Source organism: Streptococcus sp. 2021WUSS126, assembly GCF_044427255.1.
GTDB lineage: Bacteria > Bacillota > Bacilli > Lactobacillales > Streptococcaceae > Streptococcus > Streptococcus hashimotonensis.
Genome location: NZ_JAOTGI010000034.1, coordinates 1 through 13,484, shown reverse-complemented (window position 1 = coordinate 13,484; position 13,484 = coordinate 1). Strand labels below are relative to the sequence as shown.

The following is a 13,484-nucleotide window of genomic DNA, read 5'->3' as shown; positions in this document are numbered from 1 at the left end:
GGAGTAGAACAATTTCTAGTTTCTCAGAGACAGACTTTGGACTTCTTTTGGACATAATAAAACTCCCTTTATAGTTTCTAGTGAAAATTTTTGTTTTTTCACTGTCCACTATAAGGGGAGTATATCAGATATTGTTCGGAGTTTTTTGCTATATGCTATATTCTACTTTGTACAAGTATAGTCAGTCGGAGAATTTTAGGGTATAATAGAAAAAACAAAAGGAGTGTAGGTATGACAGTCATTGATGGGAAAGCACTAGGTGTAAAAATGCAGGCTGCCTTGGCGGAGAAAACTGCTCGATTAAAAGAAGAAAAGGGTTTGGTACCAGGTCTTGTAGTTATTTTAGTTGGCGAAAATCCTGCTAGTCAGGTTTATGTACGGAATAAGGAGCGGTCAGCTCTAGCTGCTGGATTCAAGAGTGAGGTTGTTCGCGTTCCAGATACGATTTCTGAGTCAGACTTGTTGGATTTGATTGAGCGCTATAATCAGGATGATGAATGGCATGGTATTTTGGTGCAATTGCCCTTACCAGCCCACATCAGCGAGGAGAAGGTCTTGTTGGCTATTGACCCAGATAAGGATGTGGATGGTTTTCATCCGACTAACATGGGGAAATTCTGGTCAGGTCATCCTGTCATGATTCCATCTACTCCAGCAGGAATTATGGAAATGTTCAAGGAATATCAGATTGAGCTGGAAGGGAAGTCTGCTTTAGTTATTGGTCGTTCTAATATTGTTGGTAAACCGATGGCACAGCTGCTATTGGATGCCAATGCTACTGTAACGATTGCACATTCTCGTACCAAAAACTTGCCAGATCTTGCTCGTCAGGCCGATATTCTTGTTGTTGCCATTGGTCGTGGTCATTTTGTGACCAAGGAATTTGTTAAGCCAGGTGCCGTGGTGATTGATGTTGGTATGAATCGTGATGAAAATGGCAAGCTAATCGGTGATGTCAAATACGATGAAGTATCAGAAGTAGCAAGTTATATTACCCCAGTTCCAGGTGGTGTTGGTCCGATGACTATTACCATGTTGATGGAACAGACCTATGAAGCTTGTGTCAGAAGTGCAAAATAAGATAGAGAGTTTAATAAAAATAAATATATCCATGCCTGCTTGGGTAAAGCTCTATTCTTAGAACCTGTATTTACAAGCGAAGTACTCATATTAAGAGACAGATTTAGCTAATCAAGGTAATTTTTGAGGGGATGTTGATTGTATTTTGAAAAAAACTAATGATGAGTAGCTTAAAGACTAGCTTTAGAATAGAAGCGTTGAACTGTGAATACGGGTTCTTAAATTATGACTGCAGTTCTCGTATGAATAAGTCTATTTTTAAGCGACTCTACTCATTTTATTGGTCATATTCAATAAATCAGTCTTAAGACGGATGTGACTTTTAGTAATATTGGTTATACTATACCCAATCCTAAATATTTTTCATAATCTCCTGAAAAGCCTGATCGTGTGATCAGGTTTTTTTGTATGCAAAAATGAGCCTAGGCAAAAAAACAATACTATTTCTCAAAGTTTGACCAACATCCCAGTGTAGTAAAAACGTTTGGAGACAGATTGTTTCAGCTCAACAACTAGAAATAAAGACTTGTTGACGAACTCTTTTATACTCTTCGAAAATCAAAATCAGACGTTGTTGACTTGGTTTGATGAACTTCAGTTTTATCTGCATCTTCGTCGTCTAGTCTGATTTTGATTTTCATTGAGTATTATCTGTCTAGTTCTTTCTCTCTTTCATTTTGTGTTTATAATGTTTTAGGTGATTGTGGGACGTTTTCAGTGAAATTGCTAATAGAACGGTTTTTACTCCTAGTCTTATCTGAGTAATAATAGGATAAAACTCATAGACCCACATAAGAGTAATAGAGGTTTGTGAATAGTATTTAGTTAGAAACATTTGTTATCAAATACAGCTTCTACGTTATATTTAAAGAACTTCTCTATCATTCGTTAGGAAATATTTCTTCTCCGATTTATTGCTAGATAGGAGCAGTGTATGCGTTTCTAAAAATCTAAAGTTGGAGGATGTTCAATTTTAAATAAGTTACAATCTGCAAATCATTACTAAAAACAATTTATCCCTTATACAGGGTAATGTAATAAATTGTTTTTTCTTTGTTTTTTGTATGTTTTTTCAAAAAAATATATGAAACAAATGAGGGGAATCTAGTGATGCACTAGCTATGAAAAAAATATTTATATTAATGGAATTGTTTGAGAAATCAGAAGGATGTAGTTTTTCAATTTGCATACATATTTTGACTTAAACATATATGTGCAAAAAGTTCTGATTTTTTTGTGTTTTTTTAAGAAATTGGCATTGTTGACAAACTAAGGATTGGCTTGGTATCATGTACAGGCTAATTTGATTGTATTATATTTGCAAAAAATTTATATGTTTTGATTGATAGGTGATATTTAGAAGTAAACAAGCATATATTTTATAGCGGAAGCAATATAAGCAAAAAGGAGAGAGGAAGAAGCAATGTTAAATGCAAAAGACCTTAGAAAACTGAAGCGTTCTGAATTATTTGAACTCTTGGTTGAGCAGGCAAAGGAAATAGAGTCTTATCAAGCAAAATTAGTAGATTTGGAAAAAAGAATTGAGTATCGCGAAGCGGTTTTGGGAGAAATTGGTTCGATAGCGGAGGCGTCTCTAGCAGTTACTAGGATTTTTGAAGAAGCACAATTGGCTGCAAATATTTATCTTGAACAGGTTCAAAAAGTTACACATAAACAATCTGATAATTGTGAAATAGGGAGAACAGATGAGGATGGCGACTAATAAAAATAAGGATTATGTTACCATATCAGATTTACCCAGTATATCAATAATGTCAGAGGAGCTGGATAAAATACGATATAAAGAGCGGTATCTTGAGACATTAAAAAATACTATTTTCACGCTTGTTACTGTCGCTGCACTTGCAGTATTAATAGCCATGTTATGGTTGCCAGTTCTGCATATTTATGGAAGTTCTATGTCTCCTACTCTGGAAGCAGGTGATATGGTGGCAACTGTGAAGACAAATACACTTTCAACTGGAGATATGGTTGCATTCTACTACAATAATAAGGTTTTGGTAAAAAGAGTAGTAGCCACTTCTGGTCAGTGGGTAAATATAGATGAGCAGGGGAATGTTTATGTAAATGGAAAAACATTAGACGAACCCTATGTTAAAGATAAGGCCTATGGTCAAACGGATATTAAACTACCGTACCAGGTTCCAGAAGGTCAATATTTTGTAATGGGAGATCATCGCAGTGTATCTATTGATTCTAGAAATACAGCTATTGGGTCAATTGGTGAGGAGCAACTGGTTGGAAAGTTAACCTTTCGGATATGGCCATTTCATAAAATGGGAGTAATCAAATAAAGGAAGGAGATATAAAACATGAAAATATTATGGGAAAGATTGTTTAAATTTGTTCAGCAATACTTTCGAGAGAAAAAGACTGCAAAAATAACTATGGCGTTGTCAATAATTATGGCTTTTGGAATATCGTATTTGCTGATTTTACCAGCCATTACTTTAGAGACGGACAGTCAGGAGAGTGTTCTGCAATCAGTCTATAATCAGCCAACAACAGTAGAACAGCCAGTTCAAGAAGAACAGGCGGAGTCACAGTTGGTACAGGTTCAATCTGCTGGAAGCTTATTCGCTGAACATGAAAATATAACTGTACAAGTTAACTATGAGGCTCATACATTTGAACAGCCTGTTCGATTACAGGTTTTACCTTCAGAAGATAGTACAAAATATAGTGATAGAGTATCATCTATTCTTGAGGAAAATTCTCAGATTGTTCAGCAGGCTCATTCCTACGAACTTTCTTTTTTGACTGAATCAGGAGAAAAAATCGAACCTCAAAAAGAAGTGAGAGTTTCATTTACATTTAAAAATAGTATACCTGTAGAAAAAAGCTCGACAAAATGGAAGTTCTATCATTTCAAAAATAATGATTTAGATAGTGTTGAAGATTTAACAGATAAAACAGAAATAAAGACAGATGAAACAGGGCTCACCGGTATTGAATTTTCTTCAGATTCTTTCTTCAACTACACACTAGTAGAGACAGCTGAAAAGCCTATCACTTTATATGCAAGAAAAGAATGGAATGAGTTTGATAGTGATGACGTTATTGATATAGAATTGCAAGTTCAAAATGAAGATGGTTCATGGAGAATAGCAGAAGTTGAAAATGCTGTTCAAAGTATTGAAGCGCCGGATGAAGCAACTTCTACTCAGTTAGTATGGGAAAATGTAGCAAATTCCTCAGCGACGTATCGAATAATTGAACGAGCAGCAACAAATAGTGAATTGGTAAATAAAACAGGGAATGGAAGCAAGGAAGATCCCTTTGTATTAACAAGAGAAGTGACAGAAGCAACTGTCTCAATGGATTCCTTTTTACGCTCGGCGTCAAATGTTCAGATAGCTGAACAAAGTGGAAGCTTTACTTTGAAGAAAGTAAATGAGAAAGGGAAGGCATTAGCAGGTGCTGTATTTACTCTTTCTGATTCAACTGGTAAAGTTATGCAAACGATAACTACTACTAACGATTCAAAGGGGACGGTATTCTCAAATCTAACGAAAGGAACGTATACCCTTAGAGAGACTAAAGCGCCTGAAGGTTATCAGTTATTGAATGATTACTATGAAATCAGAGTTAATCATTACGGAATTGTGGAAGCCAAATATATAAAATCCACCAATTCAACATCTGAAGAGAAAATATCAGAGTCCCGTGGTAATACTATTATTAGGCAGCCTAAAGTAGAAAATGTAGTTGAAGTATTAAAATACGAGCTGACTTCAACGCGAAGTGATACAAAAAAAGATAATGAAGATGCAGTGTGGATGACCAGTGGAGAGTTTATAAAGTTAGCTTTTGAACTTAAAGTTAAACCAGATACTCAACCGGGAGATTCCTTCACAATTAAGTTGGATAGTAAATTATCACCTACAGGGATTAGAGAACGTACTTTACCGCCTATTCCTTTGAAAGTTGGAGATACGGTTGTAGCTACAGGAAGGTATGATGAAGCGACAAATAGCTTTATTTATACATTTAATGATTATGTACGACGAGAACAGAATATCAAGCTTTCAGCAAGTTATGCGACTATGGGAGCGGATTTGAAGAATGTACCTTATTCAGGTAAACAAAGTTTTACAAATGTTATAGATGGGCAAGTTCAACCTTTAAAAACATTTTATATTGATTATGGGGCTTCCAGAGAGATGCCAGGCGGTGTAGCTAAAGGATTAAAAATTCGTAATCAGGTAGCCTCTGTTAATCGTCTTACTGGAGAAGTTGAACGAATTATTTATATCAATAACGGGAATGATCTATCTAGAGATTATGTTGCCAATTTTCTTTGGGGGAAACATCAAATTACTCTTGATAACCAAGGTCAAACTGATATTACTAACCTTGAAATATTTAAGGTTCCAAATGCTCTTAAACATACCTATATGCCTGATAGTATGCATGGAGGGACTGATGGATTAGAGAAAATAACTAGTGCTCAATATAATCCTAATTCCTCTGCAATCATCATAGAAAAGAATGAATTTTATGATGATGCGACTGGTAAGTATAGTAATGGTTTCTTAATTAAAATTACAGAAAAATTACGGGTTCCAACTGCTGCTACCAATATGACAGCGACATGGGGATTTACAAGATGGAGTAGCAATTCAGTTAGTGTTAGTGCAAGTGTTGTTGCATCACAGGCTGAATCAGCTGGAGAAGCAGAGCGTAAAACCCCTGTTATTACCATTAGTAATAAAAAAGAAGTTGTGCCAACAAAAACATCAATCACTGTAAGGAAGCAGTGGTTAAATGAGGATGGAAGTGAGATTGGAGAACCAACAATTTCTTCCATTACGTATAATCTTAACCAAATTTCCACGACAGAAGATGGAACGAAGACAACAACAGTGTATCAAGCTAACCAGACCTTAACTGCGGCTGAACAATGGACAAAACGGTATGATAATTTACCAATATCAGGTGTAAATGAAGCTAAACAAAAGGTTAGCTATGCTTATTATGTAGAGGAAGTCCCCCTACCAGGCTATAGTGTTTGTTATTTGAATGAGAGTAATGCTGATACGGTAAATCCAGCAGAAGCAGCTATTGTTAAGGGGATATTGACAATAAAAAACCAGAAGTTAAATATGACAAGCATTACGGTCAATAAACAATGGTTTACAGCAGATAAGCAGCCAACGGATCGTGTGAACGGAGAAATTAGCTATGATTTGAAGCAAATAGTTCATTTTGATGACGGACGTAAAATTATAAAAGATTATTTGAGTGGCGAGACCCTCAATCATACGATGAATTGGAGTAAGACATATCATGAACTTCCTAAAAAAGGTAAGGAAGAAGGAGAGACTGTTACGTACAGTTATTTCGTACAGGAGAATCCAATAATTGGTTATAACACTAGCTATCAATCTGAGAATAATGAGGTGGATGTAACTACTCCAGAAAATGCAGCCATTGTTTCGGGGATAATAACCATAAGAAACGTCTCTACCCGAAAATACGTGTTGCCTAATACAGGTGGACCAGGTGTAATCATGTATTACTTATTGGGAGTAATAGTATTACTGGTTGTTGCGGGAGGACTATTCTATAAATTTAATTTGTATAGTTGATTCATTTATATGCGTTATAGGAGGAGAGACTGTGCTATAACTGCAGAAAATGGTGAGAAATTATTTTATAAAAAATTTTTTAAGTCAGAAAGGATATTTTCGTGAAAAAGTTAATAACAATCTTTACAGTATTTTTTACAGTCATGTTCTATGCCTTGGGTATTCTAAAGGTTTCTGCTGAGGAATCTAGAAATTACAGTTTAACAATCAATGGTACAACAGCTGGTCATACCTATGAAGCCTACCAAATTTTTAAAGGTGAAATTTCAGAAGACGGTAAGACACTTTCAAATATTGGATGGGGCTCTGATGTTACACCTTTTACTTTTGAAGAAAAGAAAGAGGTAACAGATATTGTAGATTTATTAGGTAAGGAAAATGACGACTCTAACAAAGTTAAGGAGTTTGCATTTGAAGCCGGTAAACATTTAAAAGGGGCTCCTTCAAAATCAGTTGTGAGTACTGCTGACAAGACAATTCTCCCTGGGTTAAAGCCGGGTTACTACCTAGTTAAAGATAAAGATTTTTCACAAGAAGCTACGAATAAGAAAACAAATACTTCTTATACTCGCTTTATTTTGAAAGTTGTCGGAGATGCAGAAGCTACTTTAAAAAGTGACATTCCAACCGTTGAAAAGAAAGTTAAAGATAAAAATGATACCACAGGTGTAGAATCAAATTGGCAAGATGCAGCAGATTATGATTTTAATGACCAAGTTCCTTTTAAATTGACAGCAACCCTACCAAGTAATTTTGATGATTATCAAACATATAACCTTGAATTTGTTGATACTTTATCTAAGGGGTTGAAATATAATGAAGATGCTAAAATTTATTTAGAAAACGAAGGTAAAAATAGAGTTGAAGTCACAGACAAATTTAAAATTAGTAAAAATCCTAAAGAACTTCAAATCTCTATTGAAAATTTGAAATCTATTGAAAATCAAAAAATCAATTCTAAAACTAAAGTGGTTGTAGAATATACAGCAACATTAACTTCAGAAGCTGTTATTGGTGGACAGGGAAACCGAAATGAAGTTGAGTTAGTGTACTCAAACAATCCTAACTCTGAAGGGCACGGTAGAACACCAAAAGATGTAGTTATTGTCTTTACATACCAAACTATTGTAAATAAGCAAGACCAGGATGGGAAGGCTTTGACAGGTGCAGGATTTACTCTTTATAAAAAAGTAAAGAATGATTGGAAAAAGGTTGGTGAAGAAATAAAAGGTAGTGAACTAACTAAATTTGAATTTAAAGGCCTTGATGCTGGAGACTACAAATTAGAAGAAACTACCACTCCAAGTGGTTACAATACAATCAAGCCACTTGAGTTTACAATTACTGCGGAATATACTATTGAGTCTGCAATGCCAACACTGAACAAACTGTCAGGTAACGAAGAATTGAAATTTACTTCAAACTTGCAAGATGGCTCTCTCTCGACAAATGTCATTAATAAAAAAGGTTCATTACTGCCGTCAACAGGTAGCGTTGGGACAAAGATGCTTTACCTTATTGGGGCATTGTTTGCAATCAGTTCAGCAGTCCTTCTTGTGACGAAGAAACGTGTAGACCTTAAGTAAATTTGGAATAGGTTGGAAATTAAGCTAACTTGTTCGCAACAGTCGTAGAGGTCAGATTTGAAGCGTAAAACATGAATTACTGAGATTTGCTTTGCAGCTCCTATCTCCAACCTTTAACAGTCCAGTGGACTGTTAAACCCAATCAACCACTACGCTGAGATGTAGACACGAACTCTGAGAAGCGAGGCTGGCCTTTTTCCCAGCCTCTTTTCCTATTATTTCAAAATGAGGTTATTATGATTTCCAAATCTAAAAATAATTACATAACGAGTCTGCTAGTCTTTTTCTTAATAACTGGCCTATTATTGTTATTATATCCAACAGTAAGTGATTATTGGAACTCACATTATCAATCAGAAGCAGTAGCTACTTATTCTGAGAAATTATTGGATATTTCAAAAGAAGAAAAACAAAAAATTTTAGAAAATGTTAGTGCATATAATAGCACGCTCGAAAAGGGGACAATACCTAATTTAAATATAGACAGTGTAGCTTTAAAAAAGTATGACTCAATTTTAAATATCACAGATACTGGTATTATGGGCTATGTAGAAATTCCTAAATTGCAGACAACGTTACCTATTTATCACGGAACGGATGATGCCGTATTGCAGGTAGCAGTAGGTCACCTTGCTGGGACTTCCCTTCCCATTGGCGGTCAGGGAAGTCACGCTGCTATTTCAGGACATCGGGGCTTGCCTTCTGCAAAACTGTTTTCTGATTTAGATCAGCTGGTTATAGGGGACACTTTTATGATACAAGTTTTAGATAACACTCTGACATACGAAATTGATAAAATTATTACGGTTACTCCAGATGATGTATCTCCTTTGATGATAGATCCGAATGAGGATTTCGTAACCCTTGTGACTTGCACACCTTATGGTGTTAATAGCCACCGATTATTAGTTAGAGGTCACCGAATTGAAAATCAACTACTTACTAAGCAAGTAGTCTCAGAGGGATCAATTGTAAAACCTATACTGGTTTCTCCTTTTATTGCTTTATGTTTATTAGGACTACTTTGGAGTTTATTTTTTATAAAAAAAGAAGTAAATTTGTTTATGTGACTTAGATAGTATCGCAAAGAATGTCAGACTATTCGACTTTGTTCTTTAGCTTTTAAGCTTAGGAAAGGGAGATTTTTCCAACTCCCAATCATCCAAAAGGTGAAATAGAAGATAAACCAAATGACGATATGTCAATGTCCTCTATACGCTTGAAGAAGGCGGCAAGCGATCGGTCGGTTTCAAATTGTCAGACGGCATTGAAATTCCCAAAGAATTTGAAGGCAAATTCAAGTTTGCCCGCCAACGGCTTCAAACTAGCAGGCGAAATCCGTGGCAGCTTCTTTGTGGTTAAAGGGGACTATTTATAAAATAGCAAATCTGGGGAAACCCAGATTTTTTGTCGCATACTTGACTTAGAGTTGACTTATACTCATTTAAAATCAAAAATAGCCACCTACCGCTCCAAGTGGATATGGAGCGTTTCGATTTTGTTATTTTTTTAGAAGAAAACAGCTACTTGAAATCCACAATCCTCAACTCAAACTTATAAATTAAGGTTTCACATGTTATAAGTAGCTTAGACTTGCTATTTTTGATTTTTATTGAGTATCAATTGTTTACAGACGGCAGTGGTTCATGCAAAAAAGACAGAGAATAACTTTCTCTGTCTTCATACTTCATTATTAATTTTTTCTGATAACTTGTTTGGGTTTAAATTTCTTCTTTAGTCCAATTTGAACCAAACGTAGTCCAAGAAAACCCGTCGCACTTGCCAATATGATGGCAATAAAAACAGGAATGCCTAAGGATAGATAGACATAACTAGCGATGACTGTTATCAAACTAAAAAATGCGATATTAACAAAAAACAACAATTCCTTTAAACGTTCTTTATTGGTATTTTTTGCTTGATAGGTTTGAAAATTAGCCTTTTCCTCTTTCGGGATATACTCTTCGTACTGGTACTCATGGGACTGATAGTGTCTTAATGGCATATCGTCTCCTTTTCTGCTCTTTAAAGAATACCATATCATTGATGAATTATTATGTCATTTATATTACAATAATGTTACAAGAAGGATATTAGAAAAGTCTGAATATTAAAACACAGCTAGTCACTTATCAGATATTTCTCTTTTTGATATAATTATCCTTATGGGAAAAATTATCATTACAGCAACAGCTGAAAGTATTGAACAGGTCAAAGAACTGCTTGCAGCAGGCGTTGACCGCATTTATGTAGGTGAAGCCGACCATGCTCTTCGCATCCCAACAAATTTTACCTATGATGAACTCAGGGAAATAGCAGAGCTAGTTCATAGCGCTGGGAAGGAATTGACGGTCGCTGCCAATGCCCTCATGCACCAAGATATGATGGACAATATCAAACCGTTTATGGAGCTAATGAGGGAAATCAAGGTTGATTATCTGGTTGTCGGAGATACTGGAATTTTCTATATCAATAAACGTGATGGCTACAATTTCAAGCTAATCTATGATACATCTGTCTTTGTGACTTCCAGCCGTCAGATTAACTTTTGGAAAGATCATGGAGCAGTAGAGGCTGTTTTGGCAAGAGAGATTCCGTCGGAAGAACTCTTTGATATTGCTAAGAACTTGGAAATGCCAGCGGAAATCTTGGTCTACGGCGCCTCTGTTATTCACCATTCTAAACGAACCTTGTTACAGAATTACTACAATTTTACAAAGGCTGATGAGACAGATTTGTCACGTGGACGCGGACTTTTCTTAGCTGAGCCGAGCGACCCAGATAGCCACTATTCTATCTTTGAGGACAAGCACGGTACCCATATCTTTATCAACAATGACATTGATATGATGACCAAGCTGTCAGAATTAGATGAACATGGTTATCATAATTGGAAACTGGATGGTATCTATTGCCCTGGTCAGAACTTTGTTGAAATTGTTAAGCTTTTTGTTCAAGCAAGAGATTTGATTGAAAAAGGCGAATTCACTTATGATCAGGCCTTCCTTTTGGATGAACAGGTGCGCAAGCTCCACCCCGCAGAGCGTGGCTTGGATACAGGCTTCTACGAATTTGACCGCAATAAGGTTAAATAACAATATTTATAGCACAATTTATAGCACAATTTATTTACTTTAACCTGGCAGAGTTAGCTCTGTCACTTACTATGTAAGGTCAGAGCACGAAAACGCCTTTGGGCGATTTTCTAAACTCTGCACTAGGTTTCCACATGAAAAAGTATCGTTTTCATGTGGAAGCCGTCGCAAATAGAGGAGATTTTACATGACGTCAAAAACATTGAAGCGTCCTGAGGTCTTGTCACCTGCTGGGACATTGGAAAAATTAAAAGTAGCCATTGATTATGGTGCGGATGCTGTCTTTGTCGGCGGTCAGGCCTACGGTCTGCGTAGCCGAGCTGGTAATTTTACCATGGACGAGATGCGGGAAGGGATTGAATACGCCCACGCCCGCGGTGCCAAGGTCTATGTAGCTGCCAACATGGTCACCCACGAGGGAAATGAAGAAGGGGCAGGAGCCTGGTTCCGTGAATTACGGGATATGGGCTTGGATGCGGTTATCGTTTCCGACCCAGCACTCATCGTCATTTGTGCGACCGAAGCACCAGGCCTTGAAATCCACCTGTCAACCCAGGCTTCTTCTACTAACTATGAAACCTTTGAGTTCTGGAAGGAATTGGGCTTGACCCGCGTTGTCCTGGCCCGCGAAGTGACCATGGAAGAAGTAGCTGAAATCCGTAAACGGACAGACGTTGAGATTGAAGCCTTTGTTCACGGAGCCATGTGTATTTCCTACTCAGGGCGCTGCGTCCTCTCCAACCACATGAGCAAACGCGATGCCAACCGCGGTGGCTGCTCTCAGTCTTGTCGTTGGAAGTACAATCTCTATGACCTCCCATTTGGCGAAGAACGTCGTTCGATTAAGGGGGAAATCCCAGAGGAGTTCTCCATGTCTGCGGTGGATATGTGTATGATCGACCATATTCCAGACATGATTGAAAATGGGGTCGATAGCTTGAAAATCGAAGGCCGTATGAAATCTGTCCACTATGTATCAACCGTAACCAACTGCTACAAGGCTGCGGTAGATGCCTATCTTGAAAGCCCAGAAAAGTTTGAAGCAATCAAACAAGATCTGATTGATGAAATGTGGAAGGTTGCCCAACGTGAATTGGCAACAGGTTTCTACTATAGCCCGCCGAGTGAAAATGAGCAGCTCTTTGGAGCCCGCCGTAAGATTCCAGAATACAAATTCATCGCCGAAGTAGTGGCCTTTGACAAGGAAACCATGACTGCAACCATTCGTCAGCGTAATGTTATCAACGAAGGCGACCAAGTAGAGTTTTACGGACCAGGTTTCCGTCATTTTGAAACGACTATTCAGGACTTGCATGATTCAAATGGAGAAAAGATTGACCGCGCCAACAAGCCGATGGAACTCTTAACTATTAAGCTGGACCGTGAAATCTATCCTGGCGACATGATTCGTGCCTGCAAATCAGGGCTCATCAACCTCTACCAAGAAGATGGGCAATCCCTAACTATTCGTGCATAAACATATAGAGATTTAGGTTTTCGTTTATTACTTCGACGTAAGGAGGCTGGGCAAAAAGTCCAGCCACGCTTCTCAGAGTTCGTGTAAACATCTCAGCGCAGTGGTTGATTGGCAGATTTGTTCGTGTTTTACACTCCAAATCTAACCTAATTAACTGTGCGGGGGGGGGGAGACGAACTCTTTTTTAGACCAGTCGAGTTCTTATACGAAAACTCAAAAGAATGCAAAAACTCCCTCCCTATGATATAATCAAAGCGAAAAATTTTTTATGTTAGGCTACTAGCTCGTCCCTAGTAGTCTTTTTCTGTGCTAAAAATTCAGGATACGTTATCTGCTCTTTTAAAAGGATATAGGCTATTTTTAATAATTGATGTGCGAGTGCAATTGTTGCTTTTTGTGAACCACGCCGACTTTGAATCTGATAAAATTGGTCTGCTAGGCAATGTCATTAAGTTAAGCATTTAAGCAATAAAAGAAACTATTCCCGTCCGAGCAGTTGATGATAAGACGGGAATAGTTTTTGTATTTAGGGCGCACAAAAAGGAGGTTTTTTAACCCTATTTTTCAACTATTATGTTACTCTATAAGTGAAGCTTACAGGTACCTTGCTTTTTATCTTTCTTTGGAAGGTTCG

General features: G+C 37.2%; 9 protein-coding genes and 2 pseudogenes. 9 read left to right on the top strand and 2 right to left on the bottom strand.

Annotated features, from left to right (window positions below; translation table 11 throughout):
• The first annotated feature begins 231 nt into the window (after positions 1–231).
• The 7 genes and pseudogenes from ODU39_RS09945 to ODU39_RS09915 form a co-directional block, all read left to right on the top strand.
• Positions 232–1,080, top strand: a complete 849-nt coding sequence (locus tag ODU39_RS09945; RefSeq protein ID WP_024385039.1) for a bifunctional methylenetetrahydrofolate dehydrogenase/methenyltetrahydrofolate cyclohydrolase — start codon at positions 232–234, stop codon at positions 1,078–1,080.
• 1,423 nt (positions 1,081–2,503) lie between these two features.
• Entirely contained in the window at positions 2,504–2,803 is a 300-nt protein-coding gene (locus tag ODU39_RS09940; RefSeq protein WP_023369568.1) for a hypothetical protein, read from the top strand.
• Positions 2,793–3,395: a signal peptidase I gene (gene lepB, locus ODU39_RS09935; RefSeq protein ID WP_023369570.1), complete on the top strand. Its 603-nt coding sequence runs from the start codon at positions 2,793–2,795 to the stop codon at positions 3,393–3,395. Before ODU39_RS09940 ends, lepB begins: the two co-directional genes overlap by 11 nt.
• Positions 3,396–3,413: 18 nt before the next feature.
• On the top strand, positions 3,414–6,692 hold the full coding sequence (locus ODU39_RS09930; RefSeq protein ID WP_398580358.1) for a SpaA isopeptide-forming pilin-related protein: 3,279 nt from the start codon (positions 3,414–3,416) through the stop codon (positions 6,690–6,692).
• Between the two features lie 101 nt (positions 6,693–6,793).
• Positions 6,794–8,278 carry an isopeptide-forming domain-containing fimbrial protein gene (locus ODU39_RS09925; RefSeq protein ID WP_398580357.1) on the top strand — a complete coding sequence of 495 codons (1,485 nt, stop codon included), beginning with the start codon at positions 6,794–6,796 and terminating at the stop codon, positions 8,276–8,278.
• A 236-nt stretch (positions 8,279–8,514) separates the two neighbouring features.
• Positions 8,515–9,348 carry a class C sortase gene (locus ODU39_RS09920; protein WP_029752565.1) on the top strand — a complete coding sequence of 278 codons (834 nt, stop codon included), beginning with the start codon at positions 8,515–8,517 and terminating at the stop codon, positions 9,346–9,348.
• Between the two features lie 130 nt (positions 9,349–9,478).
• Positions 9,479–9,656: pseudogene (locus ODU39_RS09915) on the top strand (phage tail protein); the annotation flags it as partial.
• A 315-nt stretch (positions 9,657–9,971) separates the two neighbouring features.
• On the opposite strand, the gene ODU39_RS09910 reads toward ODU39_RS09915, so the two are convergent.
• On the bottom strand, positions 9,972–10,283 hold the full coding sequence (locus ODU39_RS09910) for a DUF3270 domain-containing protein (RefSeq protein WP_398580356.1): 312 nt from the start codon (positions 10,281–10,283) through the stop codon (positions 9,972–9,974).
• Positions 10,284–10,443: 160 nt separating this feature from the next.
• Here ODU39_RS09910 and ODU39_RS09905 point away from each other — a divergent pair, with 160 nt between their 5' ends.
• Together ODU39_RS09905 and ODU39_RS09900 are read left to right on the top strand one after the other, a co-directional pair.
• Complete coding sequence (locus ODU39_RS09905; protein WP_105148326.1) at positions 10,444–11,373, top strand: peptidase U32 family protein; 930 nt, start codon at positions 10,444–10,446, stop codon at positions 11,371–11,373.
• 187 nt (positions 11,374–11,560) lie between these two features.
• Complete coding sequence (locus ODU39_RS09900; RefSeq protein WP_024380353.1) at positions 11,561–12,850, top strand: U32 family peptidase; 1,290 nt, start codon at positions 11,561–11,563, stop codon at positions 12,848–12,850.
• A gap of 279 nt (positions 12,851–13,129) precedes the next feature.
• Here ODU39_RS09900 and ODU39_RS09895 read toward each other — a convergent pair.
• Positions 13,130–13,289: pseudogene (locus tag ODU39_RS09895) on the bottom strand (IS110 family transposase); the annotation flags it as partial.
• Positions 13,290–13,484: the final 195 nt, after the last annotated feature.